Origin of the sequence: Bradyrhizobium sp. Leaf396, from assembly GCF_001424605.1 — a bacterium.
Lineage (GTDB): Bacteria > Pseudomonadota > Alphaproteobacteria > Rhizobiales > Xanthobacteraceae > Bradyrhizobium > Bradyrhizobium japonicum_C.
Genome location: NZ_LMQJ01000007.1, coordinates 19,617 through 34,062, shown reverse-complemented (window position 1 = coordinate 34,062; position 14,446 = coordinate 19,617). Strand labels below are relative to the sequence as shown.

Genomic DNA, 14,446 nt, shown 5'->3' with positions numbered 1-14,446 from the left:
CGGCCCAGGCATCTCCGCCACTCGCGTGGCCATAGGAACGATGAGAACGGCAGAGCGCTAATACACGACAGAGCGATGACACATGAAAGATAGGAGCGCATCGTTGGCTCGCGACGAACACAACAATTCAATGGAACCGCAATACGCCAACACGGCACAAGTGCGGGGATCTGATCAAGTGCTTCTGCCCGGCATCGCGGGCCGAGAAGACGATCTCGGCGCCGATCCGGCGTCTCCATCCGTTGCTGACGTCAACCAGCCGGTCGGGGCTCGGCCGAGGAGCGATGTAACCGGGCAGCCCCAGCCCGGTATGGGAGCGAACGAGACCACCGACGGACTGAGTGAGACAGAAGAAGCGGTGCGTGCTGCAGCAGAGGACGAAGAGGAGAGCCTCGACCTGGAGGAGCCGGTGTTTGACCGAGCCGATTCGATGCCAAAGATCATCTGAGGTGCGGGCATCATGACCGACGATCTGGAACAGAGAATACGTGACCGCGCGCATCGCATGTGGTGCGACGAAGGCCAACCGGAGGGAAAAGCAGACGTCCATTGGGAGCTCGCGCGCATGGCCATCGCATTCGAAGACGCCAAACCGGCGATGCAGAGACCCGTCATAAGTGACACCGTCGAGCCGGTGGAAGCCTGGGCGAACCAGGGCGAGTTTCCAACGCTCACCGACCAGGGCGAGCAGCACATTCCGGGCGAGATGGCCGATCCAGACTGAGGCTCCCCGACTGCAGCCGAACGCCGCTCGCCCGGCTTCGGAGCTGGGCTTGCCCGGCCTACAGCGGCCGTACCGGCCGCTGATTGTGGGCAATCCAAAGTGACGGCGGCGAGCTACCGGCCTGTCAGCGTCTGGATAGACTCCAGAAGTCGCTCGAGACGGTAGGGCTTGTGGAGCATGATGCTTCCTGACACCGGTCGCGGAGCGGAGTGGGTGTGTCCCGTTGAGTAGATGACGGGAATGCCGGGATGGCTCTCCCGGCATCTTATGGCGACGTCCCATCCGGAAAGCGGCCCCGGCAGCTTTACGTCGGTGAAAATCAGGTCCGGAGTGACTTCGGCGCAGAGCTGTAGCGCGCGCTCCCCGCTCTCGGCCTGGAGAACTTCGTGGCCCTGGCTCTCCAGAATGTCCACGACCACGTCGCGAATCAGATCTTCGTCTTCGACTACCAGAATTTGCAAATCAATCTCCCGGCCGGCAGGTTCTCTTTATCTGGGCTCGCCAGGCTGAGAGATGGTGAGGCATCTTGATCAAACGCCGATATGTTCCGGCCGTTCCCCGCGAGGTGCTGCAGGCGCCTCGCCGACAGCCTTGGGACGCCTGTCCCAATTGCTGGGGACAGACGGCGGCTCCGGAAGGCGCTAGTCTCGACGCAACACAGCAAGGGAGCGAAGCTTGAGCACCGCGCCGCGCATCGACATCGATCCCGCCGCATTCTGGGCCGATCCTTATCCGATGCTCGCCAGGATGCGCAAGGAGGCGCCGATCGCCTTCGTGCCGCAGCTCGGATCGACACTGCTGACGAGCCGCGACGACATCTCGATCTCGGAGAAGCAGATCGATGTGTTCTCCTCGCACCAGCCCGCAGGCCTGATGAACCGGCTGATGGGCCACAACATGATGCGCAAGGACGGCGAGGCGCATCTGGTCGAGCGCCGCGCGATGTTTCCGACGGTGTCGCCGAAGACGGTGAAGGCGCACTGGACCGCGCAGTTCCAGGCCCACGCGGATCGCATCCTGGATCACCTCGAGCCCGGGCGCATCGACTTCATGCGCGACTTCGCGCTGCCGTTCTCCGGCGAATGCCTGAAGTCGATTACGGGCCTCACCAACATCGGCTACCAGGACATCGACGCGTGGTCGCAAGGCATGATCGAGGGCATCGCCAATTATGCCGGCGACCCCGAAGTCGAGGCGCGCTGCCATGCGGCGACATCAGGCATCGATGCCGCGATCGACGACATCCTGCCTGTGATGCGCAAACATCCCGACCAGAGCATCCTCGGCGTCCTCCTGGCCTCCGGCATGCCGATGGAGAGCGTGCGCGCCAATGTGAAGCTCGCGATCTCGGGCGGGCAGAACGAGCCGCGCAAGGCGATCGCCGGCACGGTCTGGGCGCTGCTTACCCATCCCGAGCAGCTCGATCTCGTCCTGCGCGGTGAAGTGTCCTGGCTGCAGGCCTTCGAGGAATATGCCCGCTGGATCTCGCCGATCGGCATGTCGCCCCGGCGGATCGCAAAGCCCTGGATCATCCGCGACGTCTCGTTCGAGCTGGATGAGCGCGTCTTCCTGATGTTCGGCTCCGCCAATCGCGACGAGAAGCATTTCGAGCGCGCCGATGCGTTCGACGTGCGTCGCGACACCTCCAAGAGCGTCGCCTTCGGCGCGGGCCCGCATTTCTGCGCCGGCGCGTTTGCCTCCCGCGCCATGATTGCGGACGTCGCGCTGCCGACGGTGTTCGCGCGCTCCAGCCGGATCGAGATCGCTGACGACGAGCCGGTGCGAATCGGCGGCTGGGCCTTCCGCGGGCTGCAGAATCTGCCGGTGACATGGCGGCACTAGCTGCCGAGGGCCTGCCATCCCTTCCGCGGCATGGTGACATTCTGCCACTGTTTTGCCCGACAGGTCAAAGCGACATTCGCAAAATTCGAATAAGCATTTCCTGGCAAGACCTTGGCTACTGTGCATGGGGTTGTTTTCGCGTTCTTGGTTCGGGCCGGCGCTTGTCACGTTCGACGCGACTGCGGCGCCGGCCTGCTGGCGCGGCCAGGACGTGGCGGTGAACCAGGACGTAGACGCTGCCAGGATTGCAGATGTCGGCGTTCCCGCACGCAGCCTGCCGCGGCATTTGATCGCCGCGCGGGTTGGCGAAAGGCTGGCCTTTTTCCCATCATCGCTCTAGAAGCGCCCCGAGCCTTCCCGCCGAACGGCAATGGAGCGAAACGATGAAGCGCGTCGCGACCTGGGCCTTCTACGCCATCGGCGCGATCGCGATCGCCTATCTCGCGCTCTATGCCTATGCGATGTTCTCAGGCTCGCCGATCGTGCCGGGCGACCCCATCCACATCTTCCGCAAGCCCGACGCGCCGAGCTATTCGTGACGGCACTCTCTCCTCGTCATGGCCGGGCAAGCCCGGGCATGACGGCGGGGTGTGCCGCGACTACCCCCGCAGGATCGCCAGCGCCAGCGCCTGCGCGCGTGGCACGATGCTCTCGACCTCGAGATATTCCTCCGGCGTATGCGCGAGACCGCCGACCGGGCCAAGGCCGCAGATGGTCGGTGTTCCCACGGCGGCAGTGAAACCGGAATCTGCGCAGCCGCCGGAGAACTCGCCCTGGAGCGTGGTGAGGCCGACATCTCTTGCGGCAGCCTGGTAATTCTCGAACAGCGCCTTCGACTCTGCGCTCTGCACCACCGGCACGAACTCGCCCTTGATCGTGAGCGTTGCGCTGGTGCCCGGCAGGTAGGACGTCGCGACGATTGTTTCGATCGCAGCCATCACCTTCGCGCGATCCGCCGGATCGACGTAGCGCAGGTCAATCTGGCCCTCGGCATAGGGCGCGGTGGTGTTGACGGACTGGCCGCCCGAGACGAGGCCGACATTGAGCGTGATGCCCTTGTCGAGATCTGTCAGCGCATGGATCTGCACGATCTTGTGGGCGAGCTCGCCGATCGCGCTGACGCCAGCGGCGAACTTGGCGCCGGAATGCGCGGCCTTGCCGGTGATGGCCATGTGCATGAAGATGCCGCCCTTGCGTCCCGTGACGACGTTGCCGGTCGGACGTCCCGGCTCGGAATTGAAAACGGCGCGCGCGGCGCGCCCCTCGCGCTCGATCACGGGCCGCGAGGAGGGTGAGCCGATCTCCTCGTCCGAGGTGATCAGCACCTTGATTGGATGCGGATTGCCGCCGAACTTGTGGAAGGCGGTGGCCACGAACACGTTCATGACGAGGCCGGACTTCATGTCGGCGACACCCGGTCCATAGGCGCGGCCATCCCGGATCGTGAACGGACGGCGCCCGGCCTCGCCCTTGCCGAACACGGTGTCGCGGTGCCCCATCAACAGCACCGGCTTTTCGTTGCTGCCGGGCTTTGCGACCTCGGCATGGATCGCATCGCCGAAGGTGTCGTGGCTCTCGCGCCGGCACGGAATGCCGTGCTCGGCGAAATGCCGCTCGAACCGCGCACCGACCGCATCGACGCCTTCCTTGTCGTAGGACCCGGAATCGATGTTCACGACATCGCGCAAGAGATCGATCATCGCTTGCCGCTGCGACGCCAGCCAGTTCGTTACTTGAGCTTCAGACATGCGGTCCCTCGTGTGTTCTCACGCAGCGTTATATGGCCTGACGCAGGTGCGACCTAGTCGCCGGATGCGGTGCCGCCATGCCGACCAGGGTCGTCCCCGCGAACGCGGGAACCCCTACCGCGACACCGAGGGGGTTGCGCCCGTGGTTGTCTCGTCGCCAAAACAAGATGCCCGGGACCAGCCCGGGCATTCACATCTTTCGATGGTCGTGGGCGCCTCTACGCCCCCACCATCGGCATCCGCGGATACTCACCCGGCGTGCCCGCAGGCGGGATCGGGATGCCGCCGTCGGCATATTCGTTGAGCTTGTTGCGCAAGGTGCGGATCGAAATGCCGAGGATGTTCGCGGCATGGGTGCGATTGCCGAGGCAGTGCTTCAGCGTCTCCAGGATGAGGTCGCGTTCCACATCGGCCACGGTGCGGCCCACGAGCGCGCGCGTCACCTGCTCGGCGGCCATGGTGGCATGCGCCACGGCCGGGGGCGTCTTGGCGAGGTCCAGGCGGTCGCCGTCCGGCGTGATGATGGCATCAGGACCGATCTCGTCGCCCTGCGCCATCAGCACCGCGCGGTGCATGGTGTTTTCAAGCTCGCGGACGTTGCCCTGCCAGCGGTTGGCGGTGAGCACCCGGCGGGCTTCCGCCGAGATCGGGCGCAGCGGCACGCCATTGGCCTCGGCGTACTTCTTCACGAAATGCTGGGCGAGCTCCAGGATGTCGGCGGGGCGCTCGCGCAGCGGCGGGATCTTCAGGTTCACCACGTTGAGGCGGAACAGGAGGTCCTCGCGGAACGTGCCCTCGCGCACGGCCTCGGCCAGGTTGCGATTCGACGTCGCGATGATGCGGATGTCCACCGGCACCGGCCTGGTGCCGCCGACGCGGTCGATCACCCGCTCCTGGATGGCGCGCAGGAGCTTGGATTGCAGGCGGACGTCCATCTCCGAGATTTCGTCGAGCAGCAGCGTGCCGCCGGTGGCCTCCTCGAACTTGCCGATGCGCCGCGCGACCGCGCCGGTGAAAGCGCCCTTCTCGTGGCCGAACAGCTCGGATTCCAGGAGGTGCTCGGGGATCGCGGCGCAGTTGATCGAGATGAACGGACGCTTGGCGCGCGCCGAGCGGGTGTGGACGTAGCGGGCCAGCACTTCCTTGCCGGTTCCGGATTCGCCGGTGATCATCACCGAGGCGTCCGACCCCGCGATTTGCTGGGCGAGCTTGATTACCTTTGCCATCGCTTCGTCGCGATAGACCAGCTCGCGGGAATCGTTGGCGACGGCGGCGAGCACCGCCGCGATCAGCTCCGGATCCGGCGGCAGCGGGATGTATTCCTTGGCGCCGGCATGGATCGCGGCAACCGCGGCGCGGGCATCGTTGGTGATGCCGCAGGCGACGATCGGGGCGTGGATGTGCTCGGCCTCCAGCCGCAGCACGAGGTCGCGGATGTCGAGGGCGACGTCGACCAGCAGGAGGTCGGCTCCCTTGCCGCCGCGCAGCACGCGCATCGCCTGCTCGTGATCTTCGGCATGGGTCACGGTGGCGCCGTTCTCCATCGCGATCTTGGTGGCGGTGGTGAGCTGGCCCTTCAATGTGCCAACGATGAGAAGCCGCATGTCAGTCTCCTGTCCGTCTGCTCGCGCTGCCGCGCGTCATGTCCTTGTGCTAGCCGCGCTCGGCCTTGATGATTTCCGTCATGGTCACGCCGAGCTTGTCCTCGACCAGGACGACCTCGCCGCGAGCGACCAGCTTGTTGTTGACGTAGATGTCGATGGCCTCGCCGACGCGCCGGTCGAGTTCGAGCACGGTGCCCGGTCCGAGCTTGAGGAGCTCGCCGACGTCCATCTTGGAGCGGCCGAGCACGGCCGAGACCTGTACCGGCACGTCGAATACCGCTTCGAGGTCGGCGGCGGCGCGTGCCGCATATTCGTCCTCGTTGTAGCCAACGTCGGTGCCTCCAGGGGGCATCGGGCCGTTGAGATCGGGCAGCGGGACCTGTCCCTCGGTATCGCTCATGGCTTAATTCCCCCTGCGGGACGCGATATAGCGTCCGACCATTTCATCGATCTTGGCCATGATGGCGCCGCGCTCCAGCACGACGCCGCCATCGGCCCATTCGATCCGGCAGTCGCCGCTGGCAATTTCCGGCTCGGCCAGGATCACCAGCCGGCCCTCGAAGCCGCTCTGCTTGGCGAGCCGCTCGATCTTCTCGCGCGCGGCGTCGTAGAGCGCATCGTTGATGCGGACGACGAGATGCGGTGTCGCGACCAGATGCGAGAAGCAGTCCTTGACCAGCGCGATGACCTCGCCGAGCGGCTCGGCTGCGACCAGATCGGCGCACAATTTGCGCGCCACCGCGACGGCGACCTCGACCGCCTCGGTCTCCATCTTGGTCTCGATGTTGGAGATGCCGGAGGCGAGGCCCCGGATTCCGATGTTGATCTCCTCCATGGCGAGCGCGACGCGGCGGTCGCTCTCGGCCTTGGCCTCGCGTTGGCCGGCGGCAAAGCCTTCCTGATAGGCGCGCGCTTCGGCTTCGGCGACCTTCTGGGCGATCTCGGCCGCAGTCGCCGCCTTCTCACGCGTCGTCCGCTCGGGAGCCGCGAAATCGGTATCGAACAGGAATTTTGCCGGAGCGGCCATCAGTACACCAGCTCGTCGTCGGCGCGGTTCTTGGTCAGCATGATCTCGCCCTTGGCGGCGAGGTCCTTGGCGAGGTTGACCAGAAGCGCCTGGGCCTCGTCGACGTCGCGCAGGCGCACCGGACCCATCGCCGCCATGTCGTCCTGGAGCATCTTGGCCGCGCGCGAGGACATGTTGCCGAAGAAGAAGTTGCGGACGTCCTCGTTGGCGCTCTTGAGCGCGACGCCGAGCTTGTCCTTGTCGACGTTGCGCATCAGGGTCTGGGCGGAGCCGGAATCGAGCTTCACGAGGTCGTCGAAGGTGAACATCAGCGCCTTGATGCGCTCGGCCGATTCACGATTGTCCTCTTCCAGCGAGGTGATGAAGCGGGTTTCGGTCTGTCGATCGAAATTGTTGAAGATTTCGGCCATGACCTCGTGGGCATCGCGGCGGCGGGTCTGTGACAGGTTGGACATGAACTCGGTGCGCAGCGTCTTCTCCACGCTCTCGATCACCTCCTTTTGCACCGCCTCCATCTTCAGCATGCGGTTGACGACGTCGAGCGCGAGCTCCTCGGGCAGGATGCTGAGAACGCGGGCGGCGTGCTCCGACTTCAGCTTCGACAGCACCACCGCGATGGTCTGCGGGTATTCGTTCTTGAGATAGTTGGCGAGAACCTCCTCCTGCACGTTGGAGAGCTTCTCCCACATGTTACGGCCCGCCGGGCCGCGGATCTCGTCCATGATGCCGTTGACGCGCTCCGGCGGCAGGTATTGCTGGAGCAGGCGCTCGGTGGCGTCGAAATTGCCCATCAGCGCGCCCGACGCCGACATGCGCGAGACGAATTCGAGCAGCATGTCCTCGACGGTTTCGACCTCGACGGTGCCGAGCGTCGACATCTCCAGCGAGAGCTGGCGCACCTCGTCGTCGTCGAGCAGGCTCCAGATCTTGCCGCCATATTGCTCGCCGAGCGCCAGCATCAGGATCGCGGCACGCTTCGGTCCGGTCAGCCCTTCGGTCCTGGGCCCGCCTGCACGGCTGCCGGCGCGCTGGCCGAGCGTGGAGATCACGCTGGTGATGTCGTTGGAATTGGCGTTTTGCAGGGAGGCGGCCATGTCAGTTCACTTCTCGTATCACTTTGCGGATTCGCTCAGCCACTGGCGGACGATGGCGACGGTCTCGTTGGGGTTGCGCTCGGCCAGTTCGCCGACGCGATGAACAGACTGGGCGTGGACCTGGCCCTGAACCGTGGCGACGTCGATCGCGCTGGCGGCGCCGCTCGGCAGCAGCGGCTGGCCCGCCGCCGGCGCGGCCTCTTCCGAAGCGGCGGGGCCCGTCAGCACGCCGGAGATGGCGGCGGCGACCTCGTCCGAGGCGAGGATGCGCTTGACCAGCGGCCGGATCACCAGGAACAGCACGACCAGGCCGAGCAGCATCATCACCCCGAGTTCGACGAAGTACATGACGTCGTCCTTGGTGAACTGCAGCATGCCAAGAAGGCCGCCGGGTTCGCCGATCGGTGCAGTGGAGGGGGCGTCGGCGAAGCGCAGGTTGACGACCTCGACCTGGTCGCCGCGCTTCTGGTCGAAGCCGATGGCCGAACGCACCAGGGCGGCGATGCGGTCGAGCTGCTCCTTGGTGCGGTCCTGATAGGCCAGCTCGCCCTTGTCGTTCTTGGTGTAGATGCCGTCGACCAGCACCGCGACCGAGATGCGGTTGACCCGGCCGGCTTCGGTCACCTCGGTCTTGGTGGTGCGGGAGATCTCGTAGTTGTTCGTCTCTTCGGTCTTCTTGCTCTGGTCCTTGGGCGCGACGCCGTTGTTCTGCTGGTTGCCGGGCAGCTCGTTATTGACGGTGACCTGGCCGTTGTTGTCGGCGGTCATGCTCTGCTCTTCGCGGGTCTGGCTCGAGCGTAGCACGCGGCCTTCGGGGTCGAACTTGTCCGAGGTCTGGGTGACCTTGTTGAAGTCGAAATCGGCGGAGAGCTGCACGCGGGCGCGGCCGGAGCCGACGACGGAGGACACGATGTCCTCGACCTGCTTGCGCATGCGCTTTTCGAAGGAGATGCGGCGTTCGTCGCCGACCGCCTGCTCCGGATCGGTCGCCGCGCCGTCCGCGAGCAGCTGGCCGGCCTCGTCGACGATCGAGACCCGCTGTGGCTTCAACCCGTTGACGGCGGAGGCGACGAGATGGCGGACGGCCCGGATCTGCTGGGCTTCCAGCGAGCCGCGGACGCGCACCACGATCGAGGCCGAAGGCTCCGGCGCCTCGCGCGCGAATAGCGGGCGCTCGGGCAGCACGAGATGGACGCGGGCGGCCTGGATGCGGTCGATGGCGCGGATGGTGCGGGCGAGCTCGCCCTCCAGCGCGCGGAGGTGATTGATGTTCTGGACGAAGGAGGTAGTGCCGAGCGCGTCCGACTTGTCGAACACCTCGTAGCCGACGCCGCCGCCCTTGGGCAGCCCGCCCTCGGCGAGCTTCATCCTGAGGCGCGTGACCTTGTCCTTGGGCACCATGATGATGGAGCCCTCGTTGCGGATCTCGAACTGGATGCCTTGGCGTTCCAGGTCCTTGATGATGCTGGAGGAATCCTCGACGGACAGGTCCGTGAACAGCGTCGTCATCTGCGGCGTGGTGACGCGCATGATGACGAAGGCGAAGAAGCCGATGAGCGCGGCGGTGACCGCGATCATCGCCCCGAACCGGGCGGCGCCGATACTCTTCAGAAAGTCCGCAAGCCCTTGCAAGCAACCGCCCCACAGATTCGGCCGCTTTCACTGGAAAGGCCGACTGGGCAATTATTGCCTAGGTGATGGTTTCGATATGGTTAACGAAGATTAAGAGGTCGGACAAAAGTGCATCATGAAAAAAATCGGCCTCGCAAAGCGAGGCCGATTTTCGTCAAAAGCAGCAGATTCCGGATCGCTTACTGGCGATATTGCTGGATGCGGGTGGTGCGAAGACCCGCCAGACCGTGCTGGTCGATGGAAAACTGCCAGGAGAGGAATTCGTCGACCGTCAGGGTATAACGGCTGCAGGCCTCCTCGAGGGAGAGAAGTCCACCACGGACAGCGGCGACGACTTCGGCCTTGCGGCGGATGACCCAGCGTTTGGTGCCGGGTGCAGGCAGATCCGCGATCGTCAACGGACTACCGTCCGGCCCGATGACGTATTTTACCCTCGGGCGATGGGGTTCTGTCATGGCGTACTCACAAACTCTCAACCACTGAACTCACGCCCGTAACCCTACGCCCCGCGGCTTAAAAATCCGCTAAGCCTAAGGCTTCAATACAATTCTCGTTGAAACTTGCGGGAACACGGCCGTCTCGCGGGCGGGAGAGGTGATCTCGGCCGGCTGAGCGGGGCAGAAGGTAAATGCTTTGCTAACGCGGAACGACGCTTGCGGGGTCGGCGCGAGCCCGGAACTCTGATCCGCCTTTTCCCCGCTGGGAGAGATGCTGCGAGCCTCAATAGCTGCTTGTCGCGATGATGCTCTTGACCTGGCTCATCGTGTAGCTGGCACCGTCGATGGTGAGCAGCGGCGGCGACTGGGTCAGGTCGACCGACGACACCACGCCCTGCACCTGCGCGGCGATGCCGACATTATTGTTCGCCACGTCCTTCCCCGTGGCCGAGATCGTGTACTTGCCGTCGGGCCATTGCGTGCCGTCATTGCCCATGCCGTTCCAGGTGAAGGGAATGTCGGTGCCGGCGGCGGCGGTGTATTTGCCATTGAACACGGTCTGGCCGCTCGAATTGGCGATGGAGATCTCGACGGTGGAGTCGGTCGGCACGTTGAGGTGCCAGACCGCCGACGAGTTGGTCATGGTTGCGGTCGAGCCGTCGACCAAGGCGGTCTTGCCGACGAAGCCCAGCGCCTGAGTTGCCTGCGTGGTCTGCTGCAGGCTGACGAGCTGGGCCAGCGACTCGTTGGTCTTGAGCTGCTGCTCGACGCCGGCGAACTGCACCAATTGCTGGGTGAACTGGTTGGTGTCGAGCGGATCCAGCGGGTTCTGATTCTGCAACTGCGTCGTCAGCAGCGTCAGGAAGGTCTGGAAGTTGCCGGCGAGGGTCGACCCGGTGGTCGAGCTCATCGACGAGTTCGACGAGGATTTCGGGATGTCGGTCGTCCCGGAGACGACCGACGGTGCGGTGGCGGCATTCGTGGTGGTCATGATCGAATACTCCTCACACTCTGATATCGACGCCGCTGCTCGATCCGAGCATGCGACCGTAACCGCGCCCAACGGGCGCGGCAGCGACGGCTTCGTCCTCGCTGATGATCAGCCGGCGGGCGTTGCCGCCATGGTCGTTGTTCTGGCCGGAATTCTGGCCCGATGAGTTCTGATCGCGCAGGCTGAAGGACAGCCCGTTACTGCCGGTCTTGAAGCCCGCATCGTCGAGCGCGCGCTGCAATTGCGGCGCGTCCTGACGCAGCATCTGCAGCGTCTCCGGCTTCTCCACCGTCAGATGCGAAGTGACCTGCCCGTTGCGGTCGACGTTGATGCGCACGTCGATGCGCCCGAGCTCGGCCGGATCGAGGCTGATGTCGAACCGGGACCTGCCGGCGCGTATGGCGGCCGCGATCTCGATCGGCACGCCGCTGATCGGCACGGCCGTCGCGGTGGCCGCGGTTGCGGTGAGCGTCGCGGTCGATGCCGTGGCGGCCGAGGTGTTATTGGTCAGCGGGGCCTGCACGGCCGAAGCCGCCTGGGCGCCGCTATCGGTCGGAGTGACGGCCGCTTGTGTGCCCGCATGCGCGTGCGTGGCCGGCGCGCCGTGGGCCAGATCGGCGGTGCGGTCGGCCGCCCCCGCTTTTGCCTCGATCGCTCCGCCATCTGCCTGCGGCTTGACACCTTCTGCATGTGCGGCGCTCGCAGCCGGTGCCTGCGTCGTGGCGGCGTTCGCCGTGCCGCTGTCCTGGCCGATATTGGAGACATCGGTCTGGGCCTGCGCCGCGACAGCATCCTTGAACGAGGTCTTCGGCGTGCCCTGACTGACGGCGATCAATCCGCCATTGGCTTTCGCATCGGTCGTGGCGGCTTCGTCCGTGCCGGTCGCGGCCTCGCCGAGGGTCGCCGTGGTGTCGGCATCGACCTCGGCGCCTGCGACCTTGGCGCTCTGGTCGCTCGTCTTGGCGGTATCGGTCTTGGTGCCGGCGATCTGGGCCGCAGTGGAGGCACTGGCGGCAAGACCTGCCGCGGCGATCGATAGTGGCGAAGCGGCATCGCTGGCCTGGTTGGCCGCCGCGTTCGGATCGACCGGCACGGCCGGCGCGGCAACGATGATGCCGGGATCGGGCAGGGCGGTCTGCGTCGCATCGGCCGTCGCGGCGGCGCCCGCATCGGCGCCGGTGACGGGCGTGCCGTCAGTCTTGTCAGCGTCGGTCTCCTCGGATTTGTCCGCCGGTTTGGCGTCCGACGTCTCCGACTTGTCCTTGGCCTTGCCGGCATCCTTGGCCGGATCGCTGGTCGCCTCGCTCTTTTCATTCTTCGCCGGCACAGTCGTGTCGACGTCCTCGCCCGCCTTGCTCTGCGAAGGCTGGTCCGTCGATGAGGTGTCGCGCGCGCTCCGGTCGGAGGACGGGGAGGATGACTTGGATTCGCTCCGTCGCGGCGCGGGGTCCTGCGCCTGCGCATTGTTGTTGATCGCCTGAGTGTTGCTGTCGACCAGCGAGCCGAAGGAGTCGTTCGCAGACGCGTCTTTCGGCCCTTGGCTCCGCGCAGGCTTTTGCTGCGCGCTCGGGACCTGCACGCTTGCCACGACATCTGACGTACGACCAACCACTGGCGACCCCTTGGAAACAACTTCGGACAAGGGGTAGCAAGGAGCGGGCCAGCGTCCCGTTACGGCAATTTATATAGTAGAATCAACATCATGTGCGCGTGGCGCCGTAGTCCGGCAAGACCCCGCAGCCCCGTCGTTTCTGCCGGCCCGGCAAGAATTGCCCTAACAGGGTGCCCGCGTGATTGCTTCACCGGAAGGCCGCCTATATTAAAGAGGTTACTCTCAGCCGCTTTCGACTTGGGCAGTCTGCGCTTCGGGAACAATAGTTCCGGAAGATCGCCGATGTCCCGCGAGAAGGCACAGGAATCGCAGTTCGCGCCACGACGCCGTCACAACGCTTAGGCCCATGCTCAACAGTCTGGATCTCGAAGGCCGTCCCGAGGACACCAGGGTCGTCGTCGCCATGTCGGGCGGCGTCGATTCCTCGACGACGGCTGCGCTGCTGAAGGCGGAGGGCTATGACGTCGTCGGCATCACGTTGCAGCTCTACGACCATGGCGCGGCGACTCACCGCAAGGGCGCCTGCTGCGCCGGTCAGGACATCCACGACGCCCGCGACGTCGCGGCCAAGCTCGGCATTCCCCATTACGTGCTCGACTACGAGGATCGCTTTCGCGAGTCCGTCATCGACAACTTCGCCGATTCCTACGCGCTGGGCGAGACGCCGGTGCCGTGCATCGAGTGCAACCGCAGCGTAAAATTCCGCGACCTCCTGAAGACCGCGCGTGAACTCGGGGCGCACGCGCTCGCCACCGGCCATTATGTCGCCTCGCGTCGTCTGGATGACGGCTCGCGCGCGCTGGTCTGTGCGGCCGATAGCGACCGCGACCAGAGCTACTTCCTGTTCGCGACCACGCGCGAGCAGCTCGACTTCCTGCGCTTTCCGCTCGGCGACATGACCAAGCCGCAGACGCGCGAGCTTGCGCGTCGCTTCGGGCTTGCGGTCGCCGACAAGCACGACAGCCAAGACATCTGCTTCGTGCCTACGGGTCGCTACACCGACATCATCACGCGCCTGCGGCCAAATGCGATGGATCCCGGCGACATCGTCGATCTGGACGGACGCGTGCTCGGCCGGCACAACGGCATCGCCAATTTCACCGTCGGCCAGCGCCGCGGCCTCGGCATCGCCTCCGGCTCGCCGCTGTTCGTGGTGCGGCTCGACGCGGCGCACCGCCGCGTCGTCGTCGGCCCGCGCGATGCGCTGAAGATGCACCGCATCTCCTTGCGCGACGTCAACTGGATCGGCGACGGCGACATCGACTGCGCCATCGGCGGCGGGTTAGAGATGTTCGTGCGCGTGCGCTCGACCCGCAGCCCGCAGCCGGCCTGGCTGCGCGGCGGCAACGGCCGCTACGAGGTCGAACTCGTCGCCGGCGAGGAAGGCGTCTCGCCCGGCCAGGCCTGCGTGTTCTACGATGCGCCCTCGGGACAGGCGCGCGTGCTCGGCGGCGGCTTCATCCAGAGCGCCGCCGCGAAGGTCGGAGACGCGACATCGCGCCCGCTGGTGGAAGCGGTTCGCGGCTGAGCACGATGAGATCGAGCCCGCCTGTCACCGCAGCGACGGTGCGCCCCCTCTCCCGCCTGCAGGAGATGGTAGGAGATGCGGCTCTGTCCATCATCGATTCGTCGCGAGGGGAAGAAGCTCTCACCCGCCACGCTCTTGCGAGCGTTTTGACCTCTCCCGCAAGCGGGAGAGGCGCTAGGCCGAGCGCGGAGCCGGTATCGATTTCAC

The 14,446-nt window shown here is 65.5% G+C and carries 15 protein-coding genes; 5 read left to right on the top strand and 10 right to left on the bottom strand.

Features of this window, described 5'->3' with window-relative positions; translation table 11 throughout:
- The first annotated feature begins 103 nt into the window (after nucleotides 1-103).
- Nucleotides 104-448 (top strand): hypothetical protein, encoded by a 345-nt coding sequence (locus tag ASG57_RS08890; RefSeq protein ID WP_156402625.1) that lies wholly within the window; start codon nucleotides 104-106, stop codon nucleotides 446-448.
- A gap of 12 nt (nucleotides 449-460) precedes the next feature.
- Nucleotides 461-724 (top strand): DUF2934 domain-containing protein, encoded by a 264-nt coding sequence (locus tag ASG57_RS08885; RefSeq protein ID WP_024337735.1) that lies wholly within the window; start codon nucleotides 461-463, stop codon nucleotides 722-724.
- A 113-nt stretch (nucleotides 725-837) separates the two neighbouring features.
- Here the strand turns inward: ASG57_RS08885 and ASG57_RS08880 are convergent, their stop codons facing one another.
- Nucleotides 838-1,185, bottom strand: coding sequence for a response regulator (locus ASG57_RS08880; RefSeq protein WP_024337736.1), 348 nt, complete (start codon nucleotides 1,183-1,185; stop codon nucleotides 838-840).
- A gap of 214 nt (nucleotides 1,186-1,399) precedes the next feature.
- Between ASG57_RS08880 and ASG57_RS08875 the strand changes: the two genes are divergently transcribed.
- Together ASG57_RS08875 and ASG57_RS38585 are read left to right on the top strand one after the other, a co-directional pair.
- Nucleotides 1,400-2,566 (top strand): cytochrome P450, encoded by a 1,167-nt coding sequence (locus ASG57_RS08875; RefSeq protein ID WP_057196100.1) that lies wholly within the window; start codon nucleotides 1,400-1,402, stop codon nucleotides 2,564-2,566.
- A gap of 383 nt (nucleotides 2,567-2,949) precedes the next feature.
- Entirely contained in the window at nucleotides 2,950-3,105 is a 156-nt protein-coding gene (locus tag ASG57_RS38585; RefSeq protein ID WP_024337739.1) for a hypothetical protein, read from the top strand.
- A gap of 60 nt (nucleotides 3,106-3,165) precedes the next feature.
- Here the strand turns inward: ASG57_RS38585 and ASG57_RS08865 are convergent, their stop codons facing one another.
- The 9 genes from ASG57_RS08865 to ASG57_RS08825 all read right to left on the bottom strand — a co-directional run bounded on the left by ASG57_RS08865 (nucleotide 3,166) and on the right by ASG57_RS08825 (nucleotide 12,711).
- Nucleotides 3,166-4,314 (bottom strand): M20 family metallopeptidase, encoded by a 1,149-nt coding sequence (locus tag ASG57_RS08865; protein WP_057196098.1) that lies wholly within the window; start codon nucleotides 4,312-4,314, stop codon nucleotides 3,166-3,168.
- Between the two features lie 218 nt (nucleotides 4,315-4,532).
- Entirely contained in the window at nucleotides 4,533-5,918 is a 1,386-nt protein-coding gene (flbD, locus tag ASG57_RS08860) for a sigma-54-dependent transcriptional regulator FlbD (protein WP_024337741.1), read from the bottom strand.
- A gap of 49 nt (nucleotides 5,919-5,967) precedes the next feature.
- A complete protein-coding gene (gene fliN / locus ASG57_RS08855; protein ID WP_024337742.1) occupies nucleotides 5,968-6,318 on the bottom strand; it encodes a flagellar motor switch protein FliN in 351 nt (116 codons plus the stop codon).
- Nucleotides 6,319-6,321: 3 nt separating this feature from the next.
- Nucleotides 6,322-6,945 carry a FliH/SctL family protein gene (locus ASG57_RS08850; RefSeq protein WP_057196097.1) on the bottom strand — a complete coding sequence of 208 codons (624 nt, stop codon included), beginning with the start codon at nucleotides 6,943-6,945 and terminating at the stop codon, nucleotides 6,322-6,324.
- A complete protein-coding gene (fliG, locus tag ASG57_RS08845) occupies nucleotides 6,945-8,039 on the bottom strand; it encodes a flagellar motor switch protein FliG (protein WP_024337744.1) in 1,095 nt (364 codons plus the stop codon). The genes ASG57_RS08850 and fliG overlap by 1 nt, the downstream gene beginning before the upstream one ends.
- Nucleotides 8,040-8,057: 18 nt before the next feature.
- A complete protein-coding gene (gene fliF, locus ASG57_RS08840) occupies nucleotides 8,058-9,671 on the bottom strand; it encodes a flagellar basal-body MS-ring/collar protein FliF (RefSeq protein WP_024337745.1) in 1,614 nt (537 codons plus the stop codon).
- Between the two features lie 179 nt (nucleotides 9,672-9,850).
- Nucleotides 9,851-10,126, bottom strand: coding sequence for a CtrA inhibitor SciP (gene sciP / locus ASG57_RS08835; RefSeq protein ID WP_002714638.1), 276 nt, complete (start codon nucleotides 10,124-10,126; stop codon nucleotides 9,851-9,853).
- Nucleotides 10,127-10,391: 265 nt separating this feature from the next.
- Complete coding sequence (locus tag ASG57_RS08830; protein WP_024337746.1) at nucleotides 10,392-11,099, bottom strand: flagellar hook assembly protein FlgD; 708 nt, start codon at nucleotides 11,097-11,099, stop codon at nucleotides 10,392-10,394.
- A 13-nt stretch (nucleotides 11,100-11,112) separates the two neighbouring features.
- On the bottom strand, nucleotides 11,113-12,711 hold the full coding sequence (locus tag ASG57_RS08825; RefSeq protein WP_057196096.1) for a flagellar hook-length control protein FliK: 1,599 nt from the start codon (nucleotides 12,709-12,711) through the stop codon (nucleotides 11,113-11,115).
- Nucleotides 12,712-13,057: 346 nt separating this feature from the next.
- On the opposite strand from ASG57_RS08825, the gene mnmA reads away from it, so the two are divergent.
- Entirely contained in the window at nucleotides 13,058-14,239 is a 1,182-nt protein-coding gene (gene mnmA, locus ASG57_RS08820) for a tRNA 2-thiouridine(34) synthase MnmA (RefSeq protein ID WP_024337748.1), read from the top strand.
- Nucleotides 14,240-14,446: the final 207 nt, after the last annotated feature.

Coding starts and splice junctions, on each gene's coding strand:
- ASG57_RS08885 (WP_024337735.1), top strand. CDS start 461: ATGACCGACGATCTGGAACAGAGAATACGTGACCGCGCGCATCGCATG.
- ASG57_RS08865 (WP_057196098.1), bottom strand. CDS start 4,314: ATGTCTGAAGCTCAAGTAACGAACTGGCTGGCGTCGCAGCGGCAAGCG.
- fliG (WP_024337744.1), bottom strand. CDS start 8,039: ATGGCCGCCTCCCTGCAAAACGCCAATTCCAACGACATCACCAGCGTG.
- ASG57_RS08850 (WP_057196097.1), bottom strand. CDS start 6,945: ATGGCCGCTCCGGCAAAATTCCTGTTCGATACCGATTTCGCGGCTCCC.
- flbD (WP_024337741.1), bottom strand. CDS start 5,918: ATGCGGCTTCTCATCGTTGGCACATTGAAGGGCCAGCTCACCACCGCC.
- ASG57_RS38585 (WP_024337739.1), top strand. CDS start 2,950: ATGAAGCGCGTCGCGACCTGGGCCTTCTACGCCATCGGCGCGATCGCG.
- ASG57_RS08830 (WP_024337746.1), bottom strand. CDS start 11,099: ATGACCACCACGAATGCCGCCACCGCACCGTCGGTCGTCTCCGGGACG.
- fliN (WP_024337742.1), bottom strand. CDS start 6,318: ATGAGCGATACCGAGGGACAGGTCCCGCTGCCCGATCTCAACGGCCCG.
- sciP (WP_002714638.1), bottom strand. CDS start 10,126: ATGACAGAACCCCATCGCCCGAGGGTAAAATACGTCATCGGGCCGGAC.
- mnmA (WP_024337748.1), top strand. CDS start 13,058: ATGCTCAACAGTCTGGATCTCGAAGGCCGTCCCGAGGACACCAGGGTC.